16 protein-coding genes and 3 pseudogenes are annotated in these 25598 nt (G+C 42.1%); 7 read left to right on the forward strand and 12 right to left on the reverse strand.

What is annotated here, in order from left to right; translation table 11 throughout:
• The first annotated feature begins 40 nt into the window (after positions 1-40).
• Entirely contained in the window at positions 41-1321 is a 1281-nt protein-coding gene (locus BT_RS09740; protein WP_008761151.1) for an O-acetylhomoserine aminocarboxypropyltransferase/cysteine synthase family protein, read from the forward strand.
• A gap of 213 nt (positions 1322-1534) precedes the next feature.
• Positions 1535-2302 (forward strand): MBL fold metallo-hydrolase, encoded by a 768-nt coding sequence (locus BT_RS09745; protein WP_008766271.1) that lies wholly within the window; start codon positions 1535-1537, stop codon positions 2300-2302.
• A gap of 279 nt (positions 2303-2581) precedes the next feature.
• Here the strand turns inward: BT_RS09745 and BT_RS09750 are convergent.
• The 4 genes and pseudogenes from BT_RS09750 to BT_RS24560 all read right to left on the reverse strand — a co-directional run bounded on the left by BT_RS09750 (position 2582) and on the right by BT_RS24560 (position 7495).
• Positions 2582-3107 (reverse strand): annotated as a pseudogene (locus BT_RS09750) (DUF4369 domain-containing protein).
• A 99-nt stretch (positions 3108-3206) separates the two neighbouring features.
• Entirely contained in the window at positions 3207-4073 is an 867-nt protein-coding gene (locus tag BT_RS09755; protein ID WP_008766273.1) for a BT1926 family outer membrane beta-barrel protein, read from the reverse strand.
• A gap of 26 nt (positions 4074-4099) precedes the next feature.
• The gene (locus BT_RS09760) at positions 4100-6922 is read right to left on the reverse strand and encodes a hypothetical protein (protein ID WP_008766274.1); all 2823 of its coding nucleotides are present in this window, start codon (positions 6920-6922) and stop codon (positions 4100-4102) included.
• A 396-nt stretch (positions 6923-7318) separates the two neighbouring features.
• Complete coding sequence (locus tag BT_RS24560) at positions 7319-7495, reverse strand: hypothetical protein (RefSeq protein ID WP_270293895.1); 177 nt, start codon at positions 7493-7495, stop codon at positions 7319-7321.
• Between the two features lie 314 nt (positions 7496-7809).
• Between BT_RS24560 and BT_RS09770 the strand changes: the two genes are divergently transcribed.
• Complete coding sequence (locus BT_RS09770) at positions 7810-9039, forward strand: site-specific integrase (RefSeq protein WP_004311259.1); 1230 nt, start codon at positions 7810-7812, stop codon at positions 9037-9039.
• Positions 9040-9058: 19 nt separating this feature from the next.
• Positions 9059-10270: a site-specific integrase gene (locus tag BT_RS09775; RefSeq protein ID WP_008766275.1), complete on the forward strand. Its 1212-nt coding sequence runs from the start codon at positions 9059-9061 to the stop codon at positions 10268-10270.
• A gap of 64 nt (positions 10271-10334) precedes the next feature.
• Here BT_RS09775 and BT_RS09780 read toward each other — a convergent pair whose 3' ends face one another.
• Together BT_RS09780 and BT_RS09785 are read right to left on the reverse strand one after the other, a co-directional pair.
• Entirely contained in the window at positions 10335-10628 is a 294-nt protein-coding gene (locus BT_RS09780) for a helix-turn-helix domain-containing protein (protein WP_004311261.1), read from the reverse strand.
• Positions 10629-10640: 12 nt separating this feature from the next.
• Positions 10641-10844 (reverse strand): helix-turn-helix domain-containing protein, encoded by a 204-nt coding sequence (locus BT_RS09785; protein ID WP_032849094.1) that lies wholly within the window; start codon positions 10842-10844, stop codon positions 10641-10643.
• 298 nt (positions 10845-11142) lie between these two features.
• Here BT_RS09785 and BT_RS24350 point away from each other — a divergent pair, with 298 nt between their 5' ends.
• Complete coding sequence (locus BT_RS24350) at positions 11143-11310, forward strand: hypothetical protein (RefSeq protein ID WP_004311262.1); 168 nt, start codon at positions 11143-11145, stop codon at positions 11308-11310.
• A 195-nt stretch (positions 11311-11505) separates the two neighbouring features.
• Positions 11506-15036, forward strand: coding sequence for a DUF7149 domain-containing protein (locus tag BT_RS09795; protein ID WP_008766276.1), 3531 nt, complete (start codon positions 11506-11508; stop codon positions 15034-15036).
• On the opposite strand, the pseudogene BT_RS09800 reads toward BT_RS09795, so the two are convergent.
• Positions 15024-15710, reverse strand: a pseudogene (locus BT_RS09800) (transposase); the annotation flags it as partial. The gene BT_RS09795 and the pseudogene BT_RS09800 overlap by 13 nt on opposite strands.
• 232 nt (positions 15711-15942) lie before the next feature.
• On the opposite strand from BT_RS09800, the pseudogene BT_RS09805 reads away from it, so the two are divergent.
• A pseudogene (locus BT_RS09805) lies at positions 15943-16116 on the forward strand (transposase); the annotation flags it as partial.
• A 3-nt stretch (positions 16117-16119) separates the two neighbouring features.
• Here the strand turns inward: BT_RS09805 and BT_RS09810 are convergent.
• From BT_RS09810 to BT_RS09830, 5 genes are read right to left on the reverse strand one after another with little or no spacing between them, the layout of a single operon-like run.
• Complete coding sequence (locus BT_RS09810) at positions 16120-18312, reverse strand: hypothetical protein (protein ID WP_004311265.1); 2193 nt, start codon at positions 18310-18312, stop codon at positions 16120-16122.
• Between the two features lie 2 nt (positions 18313-18314).
• A complete protein-coding gene (locus BT_RS09815; protein ID WP_011108060.1) occupies positions 18315-20516 on the reverse strand; it encodes a HEAT repeat domain-containing protein in 2202 nt (733 codons plus the stop codon).
• A gap of 6 nt (positions 20517-20522) precedes the next feature.
• Positions 20523-22697, reverse strand: a complete 2175-nt coding sequence (locus BT_RS09820) for a HEAT repeat domain-containing protein (protein WP_005651733.1) — start codon at positions 22695-22697, stop codon at positions 20523-20525.
• Positions 22698-22727: 30 nt separating this feature from the next.
• Positions 22728-24290 (reverse strand): DUF6850 family outer membrane beta-barrel protein, encoded by a 1563-nt coding sequence (locus BT_RS09825; protein WP_004327091.1) that lies wholly within the window; start codon positions 24288-24290, stop codon positions 22728-22730.
• Between the two features lie 23 nt (positions 24291-24313).
• The gene (locus tag BT_RS09830) at positions 24314-25585 is read right to left on the reverse strand and encodes a DUF4876 domain-containing protein (protein WP_004312956.1); all 1272 of its coding nucleotides are present in this window, start codon (positions 25583-25585) and stop codon (positions 24314-24316) included.
• Positions 25586-25598: the final 13 nt, after the last annotated feature.

Consider the following 25598-nt stretch of genomic DNA (forward strand, 5'->3'; position numbering starts at 1 on the left):
AAACTTTTTTTGGCAATAAAACTTAAAACCCTATATCATTATGGCAAAACAATTCAAACCCGAAACCCTGTGCGTACAGGCCGGATGGACGCCTAAAAAGGGTGAGCCGCGTGTGCTGCCCATCTATCAGAGTACAACTTTCAAATACGATACCAGCGAACAAATGGCACGCCTTTTCGATTTGGAAGACAGTGGTTATTTTTATACCCGCCTGCAAAACCCGACTAATGACGCGGTTGCCGCCAAGATTGCCGCCCTTGAAGGTGGTGTAGCTGCTATGCTTACATCCAGCGGCCAGGCAGCCAACTTTTATGCCATTTTCAATATCTGCCAGGCAGGAGATCATTTCGTTTGTTCATCCGCCATCTACGGAGGAACATTCAACTTGTTCGGTGTCACCATGAAGAAACTCGGCATCGACGTTACATTCGTTAATCCGGATGCCAGCGAAGAAGAAATCTCGGCAGCTTTCCAGCCTAATACAAAAGCACTGTTCGGAGAAACAATCTCCAATCCTTCTCTCGAAGTGCTGGATATCGAAAAGTTTGCCCGTATCGCACACAGTCACGGAGTACCTTTGATTGTAGACAATACATTCCCGACTCCTATCAACTGCCGTCCTTTCGAATGGGGAGCAGACATCATCGTTCATTCTACTACCAAGTACATGGATGGACACGCAACAAGCGTAGGTGGCTGTATCGTCGACAGCGGCAACTTCGACTGGGATGCCCATGCAGACAAATTCCCCGGACTCTGTACACCGGACGAATCTTATCATGGTCTGACCTATACAAAAGCATTCGGCAAAGGTGCTTACATCACCAAAGCAACTGCACAACTGATGCGTGACCTCGGCAGTATCCAAAGCCCGCAAAATTCTTTCTTACTGAATCTTGGACTCGAAACACTGCACCTGCGTATGCCTCAGCATTGCCGTAACGCTCAGAAAGTAGCAGAATATCTTTCTAAGAACGAGAAAGTGGCCTGGGTTAACTATTGCGGCCTGCCGGATAACAAATACTATGCACTGGCACAGAAATATATGCCGAACGGTTCCTGCGGAGTGATCTCCTTCGGACTGAAAGGCGGACGTGATGTCTCTATCAAGTTTATGGATTCATTAGAATTTATCGCTATTGTGACTCACGTAGCTGATGCCCGTAGTTGTGTGCTTCACCCCGCCAGCCATACTCACCGCCAGTTGTCGGATGAGCAGCTGATGGAAGCAGGTGTACGTCCCGACTTAATCCGTTTGTCCGTAGGTATCGAGAATGCGGATGATATCATTGCGGATATTGAGCAAGCGTTGAATGCGTAAAAGCTGATTACTATCAGATAACAAACAGCAAAGGCACAGGACATTTTGATTCTGTGCCTTTCTCTTTTCACCAATGCTTCATCCCTTTCTTATTTACTGCCTATCATCCTACTTCTCAATAAGAAAGTTAATTTCTAACAGAATATGTTTAATCATGAACTGATAAATCGCTATAGATGTTTATCTTTGTAAGGAACCAAACTCTGTATAGATATGAAAAAGATTTTATTAGTAGCACTCGCGCTGTGCCTTTCTTACGGATTTGCTTATTCCTGTTTATTCAATCATTCAATTAATCTGACCACAAAGATGCAGAACTTCGAAACGGATTCGTTTACCACCAAGAACGGGAAAAGCCTGAAAATCACTTTCTTTAAGCATGCCAGCTTGTTAATAGAATATGCTGGAAAAAAGTTTTTTGTTGATCCAGTCTCTGATTACGCAGACTTTACACAACAACCGAAAGCTGACTATATCCTGATAACACATGAACACCATGACCATTTCGATACCAAAGCAATTGCTGCGATCGAAACCCCGGATACAAAAATTATTGCCAATCCGAATTGCCAGAAGATGCTGGACAAAGGACAAGCCATGAAAAATGGTGATATACTGCAAATTACACCCGAAATCAAACTGGAAGCAGTACCTGCTTATAATACAACTCCCGGTAGAGATAAATTCCATCCCAAGGGACGTGACAACGGATATATCCTCACTGTGGGCGGCACCCGGATTTACATTGCCGGAGACACGGAAGATATCCCGGAAATGAAACAAATAAAGAATATCGATATAGCCTTCCTGCCTGTCAACCAACCGTATACGATGACACCGGAACAAGCTATACAATCTGCAAAAACCATTCAACCACATATTTTGTATCCGTACCATTACGGAGATACGAATATCAATGAAGTGAAGGACGGATTAAAAAACGAAAAAGAAATAGAAGTACGTATCCGTGCTTTACAATAAAAATACAAACCTAGTTGAAAAATAAAAGGACGTTCCTGGGGAAAAAGGGGAAATGTGGGAACAGGAACGTCCTTAGAAACATAATAATACAAAAATCCGGACTTTCGCAAGGGCGCATCTTTGTTTCTCGTCTTATGGATATCCCCTTCATAAAGAAGTAGTGCATTAATCCGGAAGATATCAGGAGAAGGATTATTATGATTGAGCTCTTGTTTATTTAATTATCTCTGTATTCGTATATCTTATTTATTATAGAAATGAAAAAGAATATTTATCGTATTATAGTGATGACTGGTAAGCCGTCTGAATATAAGTACCAATTACATTGTCATTATTCATCTCGATATATCTCTTTAGTAATTCCGAAAAACCGGATTTTATCTGTTCCACCGGCTTATCCGTACAAGCAGCAGAATATGCATCTATAGCCAGAAGAAAATCCTGCATCCGTTCGTTCAGCATCGTTCCTTCCGTACAAACGACATCGGCAATACTCGCTTTTATGGTACCGTTTTCAATCACAACAGGCAAACGGTATTCCAGTCCCATTTTACTGGCATGGATCGAAAGTATCTTTATGACCGGATTTTCTATTTTTGTCGTGTCTGCAAAAGCAAACTTTCCATTTATTATCCTTGCGCTGTCAACAGGGGCATCCGTCGAAACATCTTTCATGTAAACCATTTTACCCTCAAATTCCGGCAGAGGCGCACTACCGTCAATTCTGTAACCTTTTATTTGAGAGCAAGCTCCCCAATACTAATACCCCAATGAAAAAGGGCAAAAGTCTTATACATCTATTCATCGGACTTTTATTTCTTCTTGAAAAGAAAGAAAAGCCGCCCGCCAATACCAGCAGAGCGGCTTTCACTTTTCATTTATACATTTGTATAATCATTGTTCGTCAGAATCTGAAGCCAAGTTTCACCACAGGCATTTCGAAAATCTTGATGTTATGGTGACTGACATTGTACTTATCAAATCCTTTCGGACAAATTTGTATCAAATCATAGCGATAAGCTAAAGGATGCATCTCGAACCCGAAAATAAATCCTTTGGCAATGCTATACTCGATACCTGCTACGGCAGCTACTTTCAGACCATACATCTGACCGGCTTTGCTTCCTGCGGTATAGACCTGAGAAGGAAGTTCTTCCGAATCATCGCTATCCTTATAGGTATCGCCGGTGTATGGTTCTGTAGTTTCAATGCGTGCCATCTGGAAGCCAAGGGCGCCTCCTACGTATGGATGAATACGTTCGTTGCGAGTCTTGAAGTAATAGTTGGAGCCGACAGAGGTATACCAGTTATTAGTCATCTGCGCATTGATATAACTTTGCGCGGGTATGATCATATCGGGTACACTGTTGTCGCCTTCTACATAGTCTTTCTTGGGAGTCAGGCTGATGTTCATGCTAAACTGGAAATTGATGTCCCAGTTGTCAGACAGAAAATACTTGCCTTCGATTCCGGCTATATTGACCAGACTATTATTATTCAGACTACCGATATTCAGATAGCGGTTCAGGTCACCGGAGTTATCCGTTCCTCCATTGGGAAGTCCGACGACTCCTTCGGTGTTGGTGAACTTGGGAAGCAGATAAGAGGTGTTCTCATTGAAGAACTTTCCGCTACCAAGTAAAACCGAAACCTGCCACTGTCCTTTCTTCGGAGCAAACGACGCATCATCACTGCTGCTGTAACGCTGCGCCAATGAAGGCGCAGCTGTTATACAGGTCAGCAAAAGTAATGTGCATAGTTTCTTTATCATTTTGTTACTTTTACGTGATTAAGAAATTACTTACTCAAGGTTTCCAATACGGATTTAACTTGTGCAAGAGCAGTATCATAGATTGCTTTCGCTACATCATAAGCTTCTTGAGCTGTTTCCAAAGCAAGTTTCTTCTGTTCTATTACATAAGCTTCCTTGTATTCACCCTTGTTGAACAGTTCAATGCTCTTTTCTGCTGCAGTAACCTTCTGTTTAGCTTCTTCAACTGATTTTTCCTGAGTAGCAACTTGATTCTTCCAATAATTCAGAACAGATTCTACAGTTACCACAGAACCAGTGACAACACCACCGTTGATACCATCAATCTGATCTTGAACAACACTGATCAAGCCAATGTAATCTTGGATCAATTCAGCAAACTTCTTACTATTGGCCTCAGCTTCAGCAGTCAAAGCATCTTGTTCTTCTTGTGCTTTCTTCACCTCTTCTTTAGCAGTCTTCAGAGCAATACGAGTTTCGTCAGCTTTTGCAATAAACGGATCCATTAAAGCAGTATTCGTATTTATTTCTGCATTCAGATCAGCAAGTACACCTTCCATTTGAGCCTTCAATGGTTTAATCAAATCGGCAGCAGCAATCATATCTTTGCAAGTCTGTACATCGTCATTAGCAGCCATCATAGCTCCCAAAGTACCAAAGTCAGTCAAAACAGCACTATTATTCTGCTTAATATAAGCGCGGACCATTGCTTCTGTTACTTCAACAAGTCTGTCTTCGCCAGGAATCACAGTACCAAAAGTAGCATCAGAAGTATACTCTAAAGCATCTTCAGCTGTATTGCGATCTAACTTAGTTGCACTTAATTTAGTAAATTCATCTGCAGAAATATCAGAGCGTAATGCCTGCATGTGGCCAGTTTTCTTACCATCTTTTTCCTCTTCTTTATAGAAAGCATCTTTGCCTGTCATATCTTCAACACTAACTGTATTAGCCAGTATCTGACCATAAGGATTAGCAGCAAGAGCAGAATAAGTACTAATTGCAGGAGCCACCTTAGCAACAGCAGTAGCAGCCTCTCCAGCAGCTTTAACCAATGCAGCTTTAGCCTTTTCTACTTTCTTATCTTTATCATCGGCAAGAGCTTGATTTCCTGCAGCTTCACCTTTGGCAGCCAATTCAGCAACAGTCTGATCAAGTTTCAGCCATTCAGCCAAAGTAGCATTAGCATCAGCCTTTGCTTTAGCTTGTTTCACTGTATCGTCCAATATAGCTTCCAGTTTACTGGTAGTTTGTTCAGCAGGAGTCAATGCATCCCATGCAGCCTTACTAGTAGGAGACAATGCGGTAATCATATTGTCACGGTATGTTTTCTCCAATACCGAAGCTTTTTCTTTTTCTACAGCATCATCATAAGCAGCTTGATATACGGCATCCCATGCACTATTATAAGCTTTTACTGCAGATTCTACTGCGGCATAAGAAGAATTATAAGTATCTGTCGCCTTTTTCAGATCAGTAGTTGGCACTGTAGTTGCTGTACCTTTTACCGCTTTTGCAGAAATTTCCCAGTTAGCTTTATCCTTTTCAAATTTTTCTTTAGCATTTTTGGCTGTCTTTTCTTTTTCTGCCAAAGTCAACTTATTCCATTCAACTCCATTTTCGTCTACAGAATATTTACCTAAAGCATCAATCCAGGCATTTACTTTCATCAGAGTAAGAGATGCCTGACTAGTTCTGGCTGTTACATCTTCTATTTTCAAATCAGCATTGTACTCAGTTTGTGTATACTGAACAGCCGGATAATCAAACACACCCGTACTAACAGTATATCCATCTAAAGATGTAAAATCATTGCTACTACTAAATAATGTCTTCAATCCTTCATTAATAGGTTCAGATTTATAAGCTGCAATATCAAGCTGAGTATTAACCTGTGTTGTAGAGTCTGCTACAGCTTTATCATATGCCTCTTTAGCAGCTTTACGCGCTTTTATCTTTTCGGCTACTTTTTGTTCTGCAGCTTTATAATCTGCGGAAGTCTTAATAGTAGCGATCTCAACATCAGCTTTGCTCTTTTCACTTTCATATTCAGATTTCTTCTTCTTCAGATCCAGGATCTTATCATCCCATGCAGCTGCATCAAAGTCTTCTGCCAAAGCTAACATATTATTTTTCTCATCCAATAAGATTTCTGCCTTTTCAACTGCAATCTGTGCCAACTTCAATTCAGCCTGTAAGCTAGCTAATGTCGGAAGATTAGGATTAACCAATGCATCATAATAATTATCCTGAGCTGTCTTTAAGGCAGTGTAATATTGGTTCAGGCTAGCAGAAGCAACATAAAGTCTTTGCTGTGCTTTATCAATAATTGCTTTTTCTCCATCAGAAAGCAGAAGTTTTCCAGCTTCAATGAGTTTCATTGCATTATCATAAGCTTCCTGTGCCTGTGCTGTCTGAGTCTGATAGTTCAACATAGCTGCTTTGAAGATTTCAGCTTCTTCAGCCATTTTATTTTCCCAGTAAGCTTTGTTTCTGTTAGCTTCAGCAATCTTAGCTTCCGCCTCAGCTTTTGCTTGTTCGGTAGCAGCTTGTGCGCGTTCTACTTCCAGTTCTTTCAGTTTCACGTCTAAAGCATGCATCTGAACATCGTACTCTTTGTACTGATTATCCAATTCTTTAGATTTGTTTACCAGTTCCTGATAAGCTACTTGCGCTTTTTGCCATTCCACTTCCACCAGTTTTACCGCAGCCTGTGCTTTAATCAGTTCGGATTTTGCTCCCCGCAGATCAACGATACCTTCCGGTTCATCGGTATCAATACATCCCGTGAATGTAGCTGTCGTACCCGCCATTAGCAAGGTTGCGACCAAATACGTCCATTTTCTCATAAAAGTAAATTAAATGTTATACAATTAATAAATAAAAAATTTGTTTGCTGTCATTTCATAATCCATCTCATCTTGGTGGTCTGTCTTTCCGTTACTTTGTAGGTAACGGGAAAGCGTACTTTTCCACCCCGACAGAGGCGTCTGCGGACTACATTCATTGAATAAGTAAAGAATATTTTTAACCCCTGCTCTCAGACGATGGCAGAGGGGAGGGAAATCTTTTGCAAAAATTAAAGACCAGGCCGTGTTCTTCTCAAAAAATCCGCAGTTTTATTCTGTGTGTTTCCTTTTTTTAGTAGTTTATCAGAAAAAATATCATTTTTGTTTGCATGTTTTCCAAAATATACCCATATTTGCAGCGTCTTTTCTTCCCGTTACCTACAAAGTAACAGTTCTCTAATTCAACAACTTACCTACACTATAGACCTTCTTTAAGGAAGAAATAACCGCTACATTCGCTTCATCAATTTTCTTATTCTTGAAAGGTTTCAGATACGTTTCCGTCACGGTGATGGAAGAATGCCCCATCGCTTCGGAAATAACACCGGGATGTACCTCACAATAGTATGCCATCGTAGCCCAGGTATGACGGGCAGTGTAAGTAATATTTAGAAATGCAATAAAAAACAGAATGACGATAATTAAACGTAAAACGTTTATAATTAAGCATTTTGCGAGAATTGCAGAACAGACAGACCTGCAAAAGAAAACAAAATATTGCGACGTTTCAGTTACCAGACTGTTAGCCGCCTGTTTCGGAAACGACGGCAGGTAACCGAATTTTTACCGATAAGAACAAAGCGGATTTGTATTCACTGTTTCTCAATGTTTTGCATGCCAAAGAACGCTTTTCAAAGGAGTATTTTTACAACCTAAAAAAGAGCGTTATGAAAGTGGAAAAATTCAAGGTGCTGCTCTACCTGAAAAAGAGCGAGCCGGACAAGACCGGCAAAGCCCCGATCATGGGACGGATCACCCTCAACCGCACGATGGCGCAGTTCAGCTGCAAGCTCTCCTGCACCCCCGGGCTGTGGAACGCGCGTGAGAGCCGGCTGAACGGCAAGAGCCGGGAAGCGGTGGAGACCAATGAAAAAATAGAAAGACTGCTGCTTGCCGTACACTCGGCCTTCAATTCCCTCATGGAAAGAAAAAGGGATTTCGATGCCGCCGCGGTCAGGGACATGTTCCAGGGCAATGCGGGCATGCAGATGACCCTGCTCAAACTTCTCGACCGGCATAACGGGGAAATGAAGGCCCGTGTCGGTGTGGACCGTGCGCCCACCACACTCTCGACCTACCTCTTCACCTACCGCACGCTTTCCGAATTCATCAAGGCGAAATTCAAGGTTCCGGACCTTGTCTTCGGGCAGCTCAACGAGCAGTTCATCCGCGACTATCAGGATTTCATCCTTCTGGAAAAGGGATATGCCGTGGACACGCTTCGCGGCTACCTGGCCATCTTGAAAAAGATCTGCCGCATCGCCTACAAGGAGGGCCACTCGGAGAAATACCATTTCTGCCACTTCAAGCTGCCCAAGCAGAAGGAGACAACACCGAAAGCACTCAGCCGTGAGAATTTCGAGAAGCTGCGTGATCTGGAGATACCGGAAAAACGCAGGTCACATGTCATCACCCGGGACCTCTTCCTCTTCGCCTGTTACACCGGCACCGCCTATGCCGATGCGGTAAGCATCACCCGGAAGAACCTCTTCCGGGATGACGAGGGCAGCCTCTGGCTGAAATACCAGCGAAAGAAAACCGACTACCTCGGACGTGTCAAGCTGCTTCCGGAAGCCGTCGCGTTGATTGAGAAATACCGGGACGATACCCGCGAGACTCTTTTCCCGCCGCAGGACTACCACACGCTCAGGGCCAATATGAAATCCCTGCGCCTGATGGCAGGGCTGAGCCAGGACCTTGTCTACCACATGGGACGGCATTCTTTCGCCTCGCTGGTCACGCTCGAGGAGGGAGTGCCGATAGAGACCATCTGCAAAATGCTGGGACACTCCAACATAAAGACCACCCAGATATACGCGCGCGTAACCCCGAAGAAGCTGTTCGAGGACATGGACAGGTTCGTCGAGGCAACCCGCGATTTGAAACTTATCCTTTAATCCCTAAACAATCATTATCATGCGCAGTACATTCAAGCTCTTATTCTACATCAACCGTAACAAGGTGAAATCGGACGGCACGACCGCCGTCCTCTGCCGGATCAGCATCGACGGAAAGAAATCGGCAGTCACGACAGGCGTCTATTGCAAACCCGGGGACTGGGACAGCAAGAAGTGTGAAATCAAAACAGCCAGGGAGAACAACCGCCTTGCCGCCTTCCGCAGCCGGTTGGAAGAGGCGTACGGGAACCTGCTGAGGAACCAGGGAGTGGTCACGGCCGAACTGCTCAAGACCACCGTGTCAGGCGCCAATTCCGTACCGGAATACCTCCTGCAGGCCGGAGAGGTGGAACGCGAACGGCTCAGGGTCCGCTCCAAGGAGATCAACTCCACTTCCACCTACCGCCAGTCGAAGACCACCCAGCTCAACCTCAGGCAGTTCATCGAATCCCGCGGGATGAAGGACATCACCTTTTCGGACATCACCGAGGAGTTCGCCGAATCGTTCAAGGTCTTTCTCAAGAAGGAGCTGGGACACAGGAACGGACACGTGAACCACTGCCTGTGCTGGCTCAACCGGCTCATCTACATCGCCGTGGACCGGGAAATACTAAGAGCCAATCCGATAGAGGACGTGGCATACGAGAGGAAAGAAACACCTAAACTAAGGCATATCAGCCGCAGTGAACTGAAGCGGATGATGGAAACCCCGCTGCCCGACCCGATGATGGAGCTGGCACGCAGGACGTTCATCTTCTCCTCGCTGACCGGTCTGGCCTACGCGGATACGAGGGCTCTCCATCCCCGTCACATCGGAACGACTTCGGAAGGAAGAAGGTATATCCGCATCCGCCGCGCCAAAACGGACGTGGAGGCGTTCATCCCGCTGCATCCCATAGCCGGACAGATACTGGAGCTTTACAACACCACGGATGACGACAGGCCGGTATTCCCGCTGCCGGTCCGCGACGTCCTCTGGTATGAGGTACATGGAATGGGCGTGGCATTAGGCATGAAAGAGAACCTGTCCTACCACATGGCCCGGCATTCGTTCGGGACCCTGACACTGACCGCAGGTATTCCGATAGAGAGCATCGCCAGGATGATGGGCCACACGAACATCGACAGCACGCAGGTCTACGCCCAGGTCACCGACCGGAAGATATCCTCGGACATGAACCGGCTGATGGAAAGAAGAAAGCCCGCGGCCGGCAAGGAAGCCGCAGGCTAAATAAAAACTGCCGCCGGAATCGTAAATGCAATTCCGGCGACAATCCTTAAACTTAAATACGATATTATACCAATGCAGGGTGATAGTTCTCCTCCAGCAGCCTCTCGATGTCCGACTGCCTGTACAGGATCTTCCCGCCAAGCTGGATATAGGGAATCCGTCCTTGGTCCCTGTAATCCTGCAGGCACCTGCGGCTGATCTTCAACATCCCGGAAAGCTCCCTGTCGGTCAGGAACCGTTCCCCGTTGAAGGGAGGACGGTTGTCACGGGCAAGACGTTCCACTTTTTTCTCCATGTCGTCCAGCAGGGCAAAGAACCTGCGGACACGTTCGTTCTCCTTGTCGATAATGCCTTCCATCTCTTCCGCTCTTTAAAGGTTTCCGTTCTTCCTTCTTTCTCTCACCTCCTTCTCCTTACGTCTGATGCCGACGTAGACCATCAACTTCTCCACATCCCCGGGCTTGTAATAGAACTTGCGCTGGAGGCGGGTGAACGCCAGCCGTCCGGTATCGCGGAGAGTCTGCAGGGTACGCGGCGAGATGTCAAGGCGCAGGCAGACATCCTGGCCGTCCAGTCACTCTCCGGGTTCCTTACAGCGGTTTCTCTCATACAATCTGTCCACACGTGCGGACAGGTTCTCGGCGCGCGCCAGCATCCTCTCAAGGACACCGGCCTCGATGTAGCATATTTCCATATTTTCAACTCGTTTAAATATCAGTGCGAATATAAGGGAAGAAACCATGAGAGGCAAGCACGACCGGCACACTGGCAGGAATAGTCATGGATAGTCGGTTTTTGTCATATGGGAAGGAAAAAGAAAGCCGAAGCAGGTCTGGATCCACTACCCCCTTTGGGTATGTGAAAGGAACGTTGTGGTGAAAGAAAAAACTCCTTTTCACACATGGATGAGGCAATGCCGGAAGTCCGGCAATAAAAAATGTGGCTTCTCTATCCGGGTAAATGCCATGATTACAGACTTCTTCCTGTTCCTATACCATCAGGTCGGTTACCTTCAGGTTAACAACTTATCCAACCTGTGATAGATCCGGATGTGAAAAGATTACTTTGGCTGGCTATTACAATATAATAAGTAGAATCATGTCAAATCTACTGCTGCTATTGTTTGTTGATAATGGCTGGCAGTAGAACAAACTTTCGTTAAACCAATACGTTCATTCTTTATTATCAAGTTTTTAGACTACCTTTGTATTTTATTAACTCATTTACCAAACATTATGGGACTACTCAAACCGAATCAAGTTTTGAACAAAGCATATAGACAGGTTGCGATTGAAACAACAGATTTTGACTTATTCAAAAATGCCCTTCGCACATTGAGAGACAATATTGTGGATGGGCAAAGAGAACACACGCAAAAAGAACATTTACGTAATTTTCTGAGTGAAACGTTCTACAAGCCATACTACATGGCTCCCGAAGAAGATATTGATTTGGCTATCCGATTGGATAAAACTATCAAGTCCAATATAGGGTTATTGATTGAAGTAAAGAGTACCACCAACAAAGGTGAGATGATTTCTAATGACAATCTTAATCGTAAGGCTTTGCAGGAATTATTGCTATACTATCTTAAAGAACGTGTCAATAAGAAGAACAATGATATTAAATATCTCATCGCTACTAATATTCATGAATTCTTTATTTTTGATGCCCATGAGTTTGAACGCAAATTCTATCAGAACAAACAATTACGTCGTGAGTTTCAAGACTTTGTGGATGGACGCAAAACCAGTAACAAAACCGATTTCTTCTATACTGAAATTGCAACAACCTATATTGAGGAGGTGAAAGATAGCCTTGAATACACTTACTTCAACTTACAAGACTATCAACACCTGCTTGATAGAACAGACAGTAGCGCTTCACGCAAACTTATCGAACTTTATAAGATATTCAGCGATACACATCTTTTGAAGCTATCGTTCCAAAATGACAGCAATTCGCTCAACCGTGGATTCTACACTGAGCTGCTACACATTATTGGTATTGAGGAACGCAAAGAGAATAATAAAACCGTGATTGTACGCAAAGCTGTGGAACGGCGTGACGAGGCTTCATTACTAGAGAATACTATTAACCAACTGGATGCAGAAGATTGTTTGCGTCACATAAATGGTAGTTTGTATGGGAATGATTATGAGGAACGGTTATTCAATGTTGCAATGGAATTGTGTATTACTTGGATGAATCGTATCCTTTTCTTGAAACTGTTGGAGGCTCAGATGTTGAAATACCACAATGGAGATGCAATCTATAAATTTCTTTCAATAACTAAGATTCATGACTATGATGATCTCAACACACTCTTTTTCCAAGTGCTTGCACGTGACATGGGCAGCCGCACACACTCCATTATGCGTGATTTTGCTTACGTTCCCTATCTTAACAGTTCTCTTTTCGAGGTGACAGATTTGGAAAGTAAAACAATTAAGATAAACAGCCTTTCACAACGTACGGTACTTCCTGTCTTGGCGAGTAGCGTATTACGAAATAAAAAACGTAATCTACAAGTCAACGCATTACCCACCCTGCAATATTTGTTTGCTTTTCTCGACGCTTATAACTTTGCGAGCGAAGGCAGTGAAGAAGTGCAAGAAGAGGCTAAAACACTCATCAATGCTTCTGTTTTAGGGCTTATATTCGAGAAAATAAATGGTCACAAGGATGGTTCAGTATTCACTCCAGGCTTTATCACTATGTTCATGTGCCGTGAAGCAATCACCAAGACCGTGTTGCAAAAGTTTAATGGTTATTATGGCTGGAATTGTACCACCCGTATAGAACTATACAACCATATTGACAATATAGTCGAAGCTAATGAACTAATTAACAGTTTGCGACTGTGTGATCCAGCTGTTGGTTCGGGTCACTTTCTTGTGTCTGCTCTCAATGAACTGATACTCTTGAAATACGAATTAGGTATTTTGGTAGATGCTACCGGTAAGCGTATCCGCAAAGCGGACTATCAACTTGCCATTGAAAATGACGAGCTGATTGTTACCGATACCGAAGGTAATTTATTTGCTTACAACCCACTCAATGCGGAAAGTCGCCGCATGCAGGAAACTCTTTTCAAGGAGAAGCGTCAAATCATTGAGAACTGTTTATTTGGCGTTGATATTAACCCCAACTCTGTGAAGATTTGCCGCCTACGACTGTGGATTGAATTGTTGAAGAATGCTTACTATACGGCTGAAAGTAATTACACTTATTTAGAAACCTTACCAAATATCGACATTAACATCAAATGTGGAAATTCTTTGCTTCACCGATTCGCTTTGACAGACAGTATTCAGACCGTACTGCGAGAGTCTAGTATCAGCATCAGCCAATATAAGGAGGCTGTAGCTAAATATAAAAATGCCCAAAGTAAAAGCGAAAAGCAGGATTTGGAAACGTTTATAACAGAAATCAAGTCGAAACTGAAAACAGAGATCAACCGCCGGGATGCACGATTGGTTAGATTGAACAAACGCCGCTCTGAGTTGGCAAACTTACAAGCGCCTCAACTGTTTGAACCGACAAAAAAGGAAAAGAAAGCGTCGGACAAGCGCATTGCCGATTTAAAGAAAGAAATTGCGACTTTAGAAAATATATTTGAGGAAATACGCTCCAACAAAATTTATCTTGGTGCATTCGAATGGCGTATAGAGTTTCCAGAAGTACTCGATGCCGAAGGCAACTTCTTGGGATTTGACTGTATCATTGGCAATCCACCTTACATTCAGTTACAATCTATGGGTAAGAGTGCCGATGTATTAGAATGCATGGGTTACATAACTTATGCACGCACTGGTGATATTTACTGCCTCTTCTATGAGTTGGGTATGAACCTGCTTACTCCCAATGGTTTTCTTTGCTATATCACGTCTAATAAATGGATGCGTGCAGGGTATGGTGAAGCCTTGCGAGGTTATTTCGCAAGCAAGACCAATCCTATTATGTTGGTAGATTTTGCAGGTATAAAAATATTCGATGCAATAACGGTAGAAGCAAATATTCTTTTATCTCAAAAAGCAGCAAATATTTTTAACACACAAGCTTGTTTGGTACAAGATTCGAATGGCTTGAATAATTTGAGCGATTTCGTGCAGCAACAAGGCGTGAAGTGTAACTTTGCAGATTCTATCCCATGGGTGATATTGTCTCCCATTGAACAGAGCATCAAGCAGAAGATTGAGTCTGTGGGAATACCCTTGAAGGATTGGAACATCCAAATCAACTATGGGATAAAAACTGGTTTCAATGATGCTTTTATCATTTCTACCGAAAAGCGTGATGAGATACTAGCGAATTGTCAAACAGAAGATGAACGTGTTCGGACGGCTGAACTTATACGACCGATTCTTCGTGGCAGGGATATCAAGAGATATGAATATGAATGGGCGGACTTGTGGATTATAGCCACATTTCCTTCGCGGCATTATGATATAGAAAGTTATCCTGCGGTGAAAAATTATCTTCTGTCAATTGGCATAGAGCGTTTAGAACAAACAGGAGAAACTCATATTGTTAATGGCAAAAAAATAAAAGCCCGAAAGAAAACTAGTAACGAGTGGTTTGAAACACAAGATAGCATCAGTTATTGGGAGGATTTTTCTAAGCCAAAAATTGTATGGAAAATAATCGGAAACCAAATGGCTTTTGCATATGATGCCAACAATTATGTAATGAACAATGCCTGTTATATTATGACAGGCGATCATTTGGATTATCTGTTGGCAGTATTGAATTCCAATAACTGAAGTAACCTTCGTGTAATCATACGAGTCTGTGATTTCCTGCGTTTACGCAGTTTGCTATAAGCAAGATAGGCACGGCGTACATCAAGATACTTGTTACGGGGACGTTGTATGTGCAAGGTCTGGCAATGTTTGCACAGATGACGATGAAGCCATACAATACCTTCCCATAAGAGTTTGGTATCAGTAGGAAAACGCAGATGACTTTCATAACAGGTGGCATCGGTCATACAGACATGAAGGTTCTCAAGATAAGGTTTCCAATGCTCGGCAAGAATGAGCTGGAGGGGCTCAACGTCAAGGCGATGCGCTAGTTCCTGACGAATTGCACTAACGATTTTAGGATTGGTTAGTGGATGAAGCGGATCAATCTGAACACCACAAAACAACTGGTAATGAATATTACCGTTTAAATGCTCAATCAGTTGTGCATCGGAAAAGTTGGTATAGGACTTCAAGACCATCAAGGCTATTTTACCTTCGGGAGAAAAATAACTTTTACGACCCAAAGCAGAGGACTTCAAATGCATTTGTCGGGCCAGTTCCGAGAAAGGAAACAGAGCATGGAGGCGACCTAATTCACTCGTTGCAAAACTTTGACGATATTTTTTTAGCATATCGAACTCGGTAAAACCTAAACGAGGTTCGATTTCTGAGATTTTTTGTATCTTTACCATGTGTTTTTATTTTAGATTACCCCCGTTTTGGCCGTCAAACCGTTTTTTGGGGGGAATGCTTAAAGATACAAAAAAGGCAACTAACTCGCAATGAATTAGTTGCCTTAAATTTTATTATTTTAGGAATATCCCTGTTTTAATGATTGGTGTCTGGAACTGGTTGAGGAGTTATACTATAGACATTTACTGAATGTCCCTGTATAGTGTCGATAATATTAAAGAAAAACTTGTTATCTCCCTATATGCCAAAGGAATGAGCGTGTCAGACATAGAAGAGGAGATGCGTGAAATCTATGAGATAGAACTGTCCACATCAGCTATTTCCATCATCACGAACAAAGTCAACCAGGCTGCTCAGGAATGGCAGAACCGCCCTTTGGATCCGGTCTATCTCATCGTTTGGATGATTCTACCTATTTTGACTTTTCAGCCTATTAATTGTTTTGGTAACTTCGTTCATTAGCTTTTGATTGGAAGTTCTAAATGTGTTAAGTTCTTTGATTATATCTGCTTTATTATAGTATAAATTATACCAGCCTAATGTTTCAGCAGCCAATATGCGAAGTTCTTCTTCTTGGCTTTCATTTTTTATAATGTTCAGTAATGGCTCAATAGCTTTAGCAATAGGTTTATTTCGGAACCTACTTATTTCGCTTTGTATCTGTTTGGTAGTACTTTCCGGACTGTCAATAAGTGCAAAATCTCTTTCAAGTCCTTTCTTTTGGCGAGGAAGGTATTCTAACAATTCATTCACATAGGAAGAATCGTAGAAAGACCAATCGGCAGCCTGTTTCTTCAATTCATTCAAAGCCATATCATGGTCGAACGTGTTGATAGCACTAAAAATTCTGAAACGATGGCGGTTTTCATGTCCGCGTAATAAATAGCTTTCTATCCATGCCGGCAACAATTCCGGATTGCAATTCTTTTCAACGTATTCCACCGCATAACGACGGATCAGTTCATAACTGTCGTTCATGGCTGTCTGCAATACATCGGCAACCTCTGTCGGATAGTTCAAAGCTAATAGGCGTAATGCTTCCAACCGCACAACGAAATAGTTCGATTCGTGGTAACTTTTCTTCAGCAACTCAACGAGACCACTATAATTTGCCATTGACAATTGACGGAGCGCCATTGCCTGCATGTCAGCCATAGGGGAATTCAGCTGTTTTTTCCAGAATGTAACATTTCCTTCCTGCGCAACTAAAGCTTGGTTGATGTCCATATCCAGCCCGGCATTATTGGTGAAGTGAAAAGTCGGGTCACCGATCAGATGATTTTCCAAGAAGCAGGTAAAACGAGTGAACTGCCCGATGCGCATACCGGCAGCTAACAAGCCGAGAAATTCATCCGGCCATTTATCTTGAATGGTGTTAACCGTACATCCCATAGTAGCAATGGTCTTACCCTTATTGAATATATAAGAGCCTACAATGTTGTCATCCAAATGGAAAGAACCGTTGAAACAAGCATCGAACAATATAAAACGCGCATTAGGAGTCAAAAGACGAATATCTTCAGTATAGATATCCATATTACGGTTTACAATGGAATCCGATTTTATTTTCTCCTCATCGAAAGCTTCCGCACACCAACTTTCAGGCACCCCATACTGCTTGGCATATTCTTTGATAGCAGCTTCACGCCCATGTTTCTTGGCGTATGAAGGCACTTTGCTTCGCAAGAATATTTTGGCATTCTCAATACTCAAATTAATACCGGAACCATTTTCATAGCCATTGATATACTGCATGGTGGGGCCACCGTGGTGATGGAATAGCATGACATCTAATCCTTCGCGCTGAATCTCGTTCAAGTATAATGGTTTCATCGGATAGCGCATGTTAAAATCATAGAACTTCACTGTATTACCCGATTTGAATATTTGCGGCAATTGCTCACGTAAGGCTATTTGCTCACCGCTCCATGCCAAAGGATCTTCAGAATTGTAACCATGGCCACGGGCCATAGTCAGTTGGTCAAATGCATTTTGCTTTGCTTTTTCGGCAACTGCCTTTTTTAAGTAATCGCGTAGCATCTGATAACGGTTCTCACCTTCTAAATGTAATGGACGGATACGGGCCGAATAAATATCCGGTGAAATATACTGTTTAGAATCAGCACGCAATGTCATATAATGATAGTCAGGTATCAAACTGTCTTGTTTAATATAATCAAATTTTAATCCGAAGTCATCATAATAACGGTCGGAAGGAACGCTTGATTTCTGCCAATTGGCTTTGGGAGACCTTTTGAAAGCCGAAGATAGATGATGTGCATCACGAATCATTGGAATAGGGATGTCACCTATAAATACGCAACCCTCCAAAGGCGTTTTCTCATTCTCATGCAATTTGACAAGTTGCTCACGAATAGGTTCGGGCCTTTTCCAATCATCAATTAGCAAGTAAGTACCTAAACCTTCTTTTTCTATACTGGTACGATAAGCATCAATTTCACTTTTCGCTTCATCATAACTTTTCTGATCGACTACAATTGCAAAAGTAGTCTTTGTTTTTATACTAGGATGTACAACTGTTTGCGCCTGCATATCCTGTAAGCACAAAGCGGTAATTGCCAAAAGGATGTATTTATTCATATTTATAAACTTAATCTTTTGATTGTCTGTTCAAGCTCTGCTTTTAAATCTTCCGGAAGATTGGCTGTTTGTTGCATCTTCTTTATTTCTTCAAGAATGTGTGGCCGTTGTACAGAATTAGTAAACCAACCTAATGCTTCGGCCATTACTACACGTACTTCCTGTGGATTACCGGCATCACGAATTACATTCAAATAATCATCCACGTGGAAATGGAATGTATAGTTACGCACATTGCGGATTGCACTGATACGTTTTGCTTCCGGTGCAGCTACATCCATCAAGGTCTGATGGACTTTTGCCTCTTGTACAAACATTCTTTCCAGGCTTCTTAGTAATCGTTTTTTCTCTTCGTTTTCATTCAAACGGTCAACTTTTGCATAAAAGTCTTCTATTGTCTTTTCTACTTTCTCTTTCGGATAAAGGCTTAAAGCCTTGTTGGCACTCATTTGTACGCGTAAGCGTTCATTATGTTCGACCAATGCTTCCACAATAGCGGGCAATAAGGAATCGTCACCTACAAATCCAGCATAAATGGCACTTTGGCGAGCTACCATTTCATAAGTATCGTTCAAACCTTCGCGTAATGCTTCGATGAAGTTGTCGTCCTGATAACGGCTCAACAACTTGATAGCTTCCATACGAACCGTATTGAAGCCACTTTCCCGGTACTTCTTCAGGAGCAACGGAGATAATTCCTTTTGGGTATCGGCGTCAGCCAGCATACGCATGGCCAAACTTTGTACATCAGCGTATGGGCTGTTTAACAAATTCTTCCAATAGGCTTTGTCATCTTTGTGTATTGTTATATCGGTACTTAAAGTATTGGCTTCGATAGGAGCAAAACGGAAAGTGGGATCACCAAACAAATGACCTTCAAGTGATGCGATTAGCTTATTGTATTGCCCGGCTCGTACACCATGGGACAACAAACCAATCATTTCAATAGTCCAGCGGTCTTGCAATACGTTACGGGTATTTCCTTGTGCTACTAATGTCTGACCGTCATTAAAGATATATTGTCCTGCTATATAGTCGTTTTCGTGAAAAGAACCGTTGTAGCACGCATCAAACATTATCATCTTCGGATTAGTGGAAAGATTTCTCTTCATTAAATCTTCCGTTACGATACGTTCATCAGCGTAGTGAAGAGAGTCTGCTTCCCAGAACTTAGGATTGTCCAGGTCTTTAAAAAACACCTCATTCACTTGTCGTTTTTCCTGCATCTGAATACGTAAGGTGTCTTTGTCACGTTTTCCAACATGGGACATGACTGCATTATAAAGTGTACTCTTCAACATTTTATAACGATTATTGAAATCAGTGCATGCCAATTCATCATTAATAAGCTGCCCTGTTGGCATTCCATGTTCATGAAACATAAATAAGTCAAGGTCCTTTCGTTGCAATTCGCTGAATAACTTATATTTCATAGGGTGTTTCATTCGGAAGTTCCAATGTTTGAATCCCATTTGACGACCAAAAGCTAATGGAAAGTTCTCCATATAAGCTTTTTCGTCATCCATCCATACAATCAGGCAATCGGAATTGTAAGAAGCACCATTGAATGAGAATACCCGATCTAATTGATTATGCTTATCTGCCTTGGCAGCAGCAGCTTTCTTCAGATATGAGGCAATGGCCGCATATTTATCCCCTTCCTTTTTTTCCGGATACTTGATACGAGCTGAATAGAAAGTAGGATTTAGCCGCTGGGGACTGTCTTCTGTCAATTTGTAGTAGAAATGCTGATGATTTACTGAGTCTTGCCTGATGAACTCAAACTTTAAGTTCAGATCATCATAAAAGCGGTCGGTAGGTACGGAAGACTGATCCCAAGGAAAGGCTTTCTCATTCATTTTGAATGCAGTAGTCATGTGTTGCGCATTACGTACCAATGCGACAGGCACATCGCCGATTAAAACCAGACCTTCCAATGAAGGGCATTCTTGATATGTTTTGATGATTATCTGTTTGACTTGATCTGGATTTTGCCAGTCACCGCTGATCAGATAAGTTGCCAAACCATCATCTTCAACCGCAGTTTTGTACTGATGCATGGCATCTTTGGTATTTGCATAAGTTTGGTTATCTGTTATGATAGCAAAAGCGGTAGGTTGTTTGACCAATGGCTTTATGACTGTTGTTTGTGCATTTCCTGCCAATGGCAAAAGAAATGCCAGATATATTATTTTTTTAATCATGGCCAATTAATTTTTAAGTCTGTAATATGTACGGTCGGCTTCTTCACGAAGGTTCTCGGATAAGCTCTTATCTTTTCTCAGTTGATCGCATACCCGAAGGATGTCAGGCTTCCGATAAGAATGAGTGAACCAAGCAAAAGCCTCCAATAAACAGGTTTTTAGCTTTTCACTTTCACTGGAGTCGGTAAGTAAAGCCAAGAGGCCGTCTACACAGGCATGTGCCATATGATTTTTCAGAGAATTGCAATAAAGGATGCGCCAACGTTCGGAAGTTTCTTTGCTTAATAACTCTTTTTGCATGCTACGACTATTATTGGCATTCTCCAAAACCTTACGCATCTCCTCCTTGTCTTGCAACACATAGGTCTCAGCCATTACTTTATCAATTGCCGCCTGTACGGCTGCCTGATCAAAGACTTGAAGCCCCAAACTCACATTAAATGCCACACGCTCGGATAGGTTGTCTTCTACATAGGCTTTGATTTGCGGATAAACATACTCGTTCAGTCCCACATGTTGCATCATACGAACAGAGGTGCGACGAATAAATTCATAGGAATCCGTAATGGCCAAGTGTAAGACTTCCCGGAAGTTTTTGTCACTAATCTTCTCAAGCAATGCCAAGCAGGTGAAACGTACCATCATGAACGAGGAAGTTTCAAAAGTTTTTCTTAATAAATCAGAAATACCCGGATAGTCATTGCGATAAAGGTTGTGCAAAGCAAAATTCTGTATGTCGGCATAGGGCGACTGTAATAACTCCAACATGCGGGACTCGCTATATGGTTCTTTGAACAAAGCATTGGCATCTACCTCATTGATAGATTGAAAACGTAGAGTAGGGTCACCGGTAATGTGCGATTCGAGAATATTCGTCAATTTAGCCCATTGCCCCACTCGTGCTCCCATACCTAACAGGCCGAGCATCTCGTTTGCCATTTTATCTTGCAGTACATTGACTGAATTGGCAAAAGTAGTTACGCATTTTCCTTCCGACATGATATAACGTCCGGCAATGTAATCTTTTTCCCGGAAATCACCATTATAGCATGCATCGAAAATTACCATACGGCTATTAGGCTTAAACTCTGTAACTTCCGACAGGATAATACCGGTGCGCAGGTCTAGTAAAGAATCTTCTGCAATTACTTTGGGATCATCATAGCCTGCAATCCAAGTAGTGTCCAAACCGTATGTGTTTTTCATCATATCCAGCATTTCGTCGAAAGACTTTTTGTTGTTTTGCTTTCTACGCGCTAAACCACGATAATAGTACTTCATTGCATCTACATGAGCATTCCACCTATTAGTAGCGGGACTACCGGAAAGATATTGACGTTCGGGCATACCATGCTCATGAAAAATAGACAAGTCCAGATCTGTGCGTTTCAGCATATTAATGACATCGTCCTTGGGATAATCGCTGAAATTATAACGGATGAAACGGGCCCGTCCCTCTTTATCGAATACGCCCGGCATTTGTTCGCGAATAGTAAAGGTTTCCGGTGTCCATGCAGTCAATGAGTTAGAGTAAGAGCCATCACCTGTATAGGAGAAGAATTGGTCTAATTTATTGTTTATCTGGTGCTCAGCCACCACTTTTTTAAAATAGCGGCTGATTTGCGCATGCGGTTCTTCGCCGTTATCAACAGCTTTGACACGTGCAGAATATATGTCACACCGAATTTGCTGTGGAGATTTTATAGCCAAATTATAATAGAAGAAATTATTTTCGACACTGTCCTGTTTCAAAAAATCGAATTGTAGGTCGAAATCATCGTAGAAACGGTCGCTGGGCACTGAAGAATCTCTCCAGTCATTGTTTTTCTCATCCATTTTAAAAGCGGAAGTCATATGCTGGGCTTTGCGGAGCATTGGAATAGGGATATCACCGACAAATACCACTCCTTCCAATTTATCCTTTTTGTAGAGCTTAACAATAACTTTCTTTACATCTTCCGGTTTATTCCATTCATTGTATACGATGAACGTAGGCAACCCTTCCATTCCTAGAATCTCCTGATAGGCTTTAAGCTCGGCTTCACAAGCCTGAAATGTCCCTTTATCTGTAATTACAGCAAAAGAGGTGTCCTTTACTTTCACAGCCGGTTTAACAAATGTCTGTGCCCGCAGAGATAATATGCTGCAGAGCATCAAACTTCCAGTTATTAATTTACGCATGTTTTGTAATATAGATTTCGTTATGTAGCATTAAAAATTACATCCTAAACTTATCGATAAATGAGTACGCCCATCATAATCATAGTCAGAGGTATTTACACGATCGAATACAACTTTTGCAAATAAGTTCATACGTCTGTTTTCTCTGACTTGTTGCGAATACGTTATCGACCCGCCAATACGATAGTAATCACAGGTATAATAATTAGTCAGCCCTTGTTGTAATTCGGTTACAGTTGGATAGTCTGCATGGCTGCCACCATATACATATTCACCTCCCAGATTATTGTTATACGCAACATGAACATCTATTAAAAGCCTGCGATTCAAACTATTGCCTAAAACAAAATTTTTTTTGCCACCTAAGCCTAAAGATAAATTTTCTGCATTCTGTACAGAATTAGGCATTAAATATTCATCGTCTTGCTTGGTATAATTCACATTTAATTCTGCTTTCCAACTATATTCATTCCCGCGGTTTCTGCTTAATGCATAATTAAGAGAAGCGGTTTGTGCCTTGTACGTAGAACGGATGTTATTATATAATTCCACCCAGCCACTTTGTGATTCAGAGTTATCGCGTTGAGAAATATACTGAATACCATCGATGTTACGATTTGTATATGTGGTTCTCATATAATTGGTATAGTCCTTTCCTTCCTGAATCATCGTTAAAGAAACATGAGCAGTTTTATCTTTTACACCGGCTATTTTTTTAGGAGTCGTATAGCTCTGCTGAACAGTTTCCGCTTTTACATCGTAACTGCCCTCAAGCAGTAAATTGAAAGAGGGCATACTGAAGTTGTACTGGAGAGCTCCACCGAAACGGTCTCCAATATAATTGCTGGTTACACCGCTGCCTATTCCTTTTATGGCTGTTCCCAAACCGTATAATATATAATAGTCCTGATCCACATAAGAGTTGACATTACTCATTCTTGAGTCTTCCTTGATAGAACTATACTTGAAACTTGCACCAAACTTGTGTGAATTATTCAACTTGTAAGTAATCCCCGGCGTCAGTCCCAGCGTATAAAAACGGGTATCCACACGCGGGTCGCGCTGTTTGGCAGCTAATGTAGCTACATAATTACCTTCCAACCCCAATGCCCAATGATTACCAAGTAAAGGAGTAGCTGCACGAAACTTCAGATCGTAATATTGATTTCTCCATTTGCTTAAGTGCTGGTCTGCGACATAGTAAGGCATTCCCCTGAATGGATCGGCAATGGAGGCGTTATATCCGGCATCTGTCAGATTTTTTTGTGCAAAATTAAATGCTCCCCACACATATGCATTTTTCAGATTGATAAAGCCTTCACTGGATACACCTACGATAGCCTCTTTCTGCCCCTCTTGCGGACGGCAATAGTTTCCGTCCTGTAAGTCATATCCCAATATAACATTCGAATAATTCTGAATATCATCGAATGGCATACCGGCAGCATTCTGTGAATGAGACCATAGTCGTCTTGTTTTCAATTGTTCCATAGCGGCGGGAGAGAAGCCCTGTGCCGCTCCCACCATACTTACAAGGCAGGCTATCATTACCAGCAGGCAGCTTTTCATATAGTTCATATATTGTTTTTTCATTGTTCTGTCTTTTTAGTTAATTATTACAATGTGTGATTCCATGAAGGCATTTTTGCTCCATTACGACGCATTACAGGAACAACGCCACGTTCAAAGTCATCCGTACTGTTGTTTGTATCCTGATATATATATGTACCTGTTTCTTCGCGAATAATAGGATTACCTTCTTCGTCTGTGGACAATTTGCGAGCAATACCTAAACCGCAATAAGTAGCTCCTACCCAAGTAATACCTGCATCAAGTACACCGGGGACACGTTTTGCATTCATCTTTGACTCATTGTTTACTGCTTCAACAGCATCCAATACATATTTAATAGGTATTTTTGCATAATAAACATTGCTGTTCGGTTTGCTAAGATCTGTTGTCTTCATATTTTCATCGTTGACCGGATCCCAAGCTTCTCCTTCAGGAACACGAAAAATCACATAAGCACCTCCGAATACGGATGTCAAATATTGTGGTATACTTCCCATCTCTGCTTTTCCTTGGTAGAAAACATGTTGCATATCATAAGCTGCCTGGTCAGGGAAGTTTGGATTATTCATATTAAACTCAAACTCAGAACTACTGCCGTCTATAGGACTTTGAGGGTTATAGATGTCCAACTGATGGTTAGCGGCAAATTGAGAAATGATGCAAGATTCACCTGGCGCTAACGGATATTCGGTTCCATTTCCTGGAAATTTCCACACACGTTCTCCATATGCATAATTATTACCGTCCGCTTCCGGCCAAATAGGTAATTTAGTGGTAGCTGTACCCGGAGTTAAATTTGCGAAATAAATACCGTCCAAATACAAAATGTCAGCAGAGTTATTGTATATCTCATAGAACTGGTCTCGGAAATAGACTCCTCCTTTTTCCGGACGGCTACCGCAATAATAAATCTCCTTGAATATTAATGGGCTCACTTTAAGCCCTTGTACTTCAATATTCAATGCGCTACCATGCTTAAATAATGCCGCATTTACAGAATTGCCATTGATGTAGTATTCATTGTTTTCTGTATCGATCGCTGTACCGGATACTGTTACCGAATAAATTCCGGGGATAATTCCGTCAACTTTCACACTATTATCAGTTACTTCTTTTACATAATGTAAATCTTCATCGTAATTGTCGAACTTTACAGTCAGATCTTTCAGTGTGGATATATTTTCAACGGTAATATCCAAATATACATCCACTGTGATAGGATTCACTTCTGCTGTGCCAGACATGTCCCTGAACGAATCGCATCCTATCAAAAGGGTACTTGCCAATGTAAACAAATATATTAAATATTTTTTCATAACTTCCTAAACA

The sequence above is a fragment of the Bacteroides thetaiotaomicron VPI-5482 genome, assembly GCF_000011065.1.
GTDB lineage: Bacteria > Bacteroidota > Bacteroidia > Bacteroidales > Bacteroidaceae > Bacteroides > Bacteroides thetaiotaomicron.

What these genes read in the sequence shown, in the direction of transcription:
- BT_RS09740 (WP_008761151.1), top strand. Translation starts at nt 41, where the DNA reads ATGGCAAAACAATTCAAACCCGAAACCCTGTGCGTACAGGCCGGATGG.
- BT_RS09745 (WP_008766271.1), top strand. Translation starts at nt 1,535, where the DNA reads ATGAAAAAGATTTTATTAGTAGCACTCGCGCTGTGCCTTTCTTACGGA.
- BT_RS09755 (WP_008766273.1), bottom strand. Translation starts at nt 4,073, where the DNA reads ATGATAAAGAAACTATGCACATTACTTTTGCTGACCTGTATAACAGCT.
- BT_RS09760 (WP_008766274.1), bottom strand. Translation starts at nt 6,922, where the DNA reads ATGAGAAAATGGACGTATTTGGTCGCAACCTTGCTAATGGCGGGTACG.
- BT_RS24560 (WP_270293895.1), bottom strand. Translation starts at nt 7,495, where the DNA reads ATGGCATACTATTGTGAGGTACATCCCGGTGTTATTTCCGAAGCGATG.
- BT_RS09770 (WP_004311259.1), top strand. Translation starts at nt 7,810, where the DNA reads ATGAAAGTGGAAAAATTCAAGGTGCTGCTCTACCTGAAAAAGAGCGAG.
- BT_RS09775 (WP_008766275.1), top strand. Translation starts at nt 9,059, where the DNA reads ATGCGCAGTACATTCAAGCTCTTATTCTACATCAACCGTAACAAGGTG.
- BT_RS09780 (WP_004311261.1), bottom strand. Translation starts at nt 10,628, where the DNA reads ATGGAAGGCATTATCGACAAGGAGAACGAACGTGTCCGCAGGTTCTTT.
- BT_RS09795 (WP_008766276.1), top strand. Translation starts at nt 11,506, where the DNA reads ATGGGACTACTCAAACCGAATCAAGTTTTGAACAAAGCATATAGACAG.
- BT_RS09810 (WP_004311265.1), bottom strand. Translation starts at nt 18,312, where the DNA reads ATGAATAAATACATCCTTTTGGCAATTACCGCTTTGTGCTTACAGGAT.
- BT_RS09815 (WP_011108060.1), bottom strand. Translation starts at nt 20,516, where the DNA reads ATGATTAAAAAAATAATATATCTGGCATTTCTTTTGCCATTGGCAGGA.
- BT_RS09820 (WP_005651733.1), bottom strand. Translation starts at nt 22,697, where the DNA reads ATGCGTAAATTAATAACTGGAAGTTTGATGCTCTGCAGCATATTATCT.
- BT_RS09825 (WP_004327091.1), bottom strand. Translation starts at nt 24,290, where the DNA reads ATGAAAAAACAATATATGAACTATATGAAAAGCTGCCTGCTGGTAATG.
- BT_RS09830 (WP_004312956.1), bottom strand. Translation starts at nt 25,585, where the DNA reads ATGAAAAAATATTTAATATATTTGTTTACATTGGCAAGTACCCTTTTG.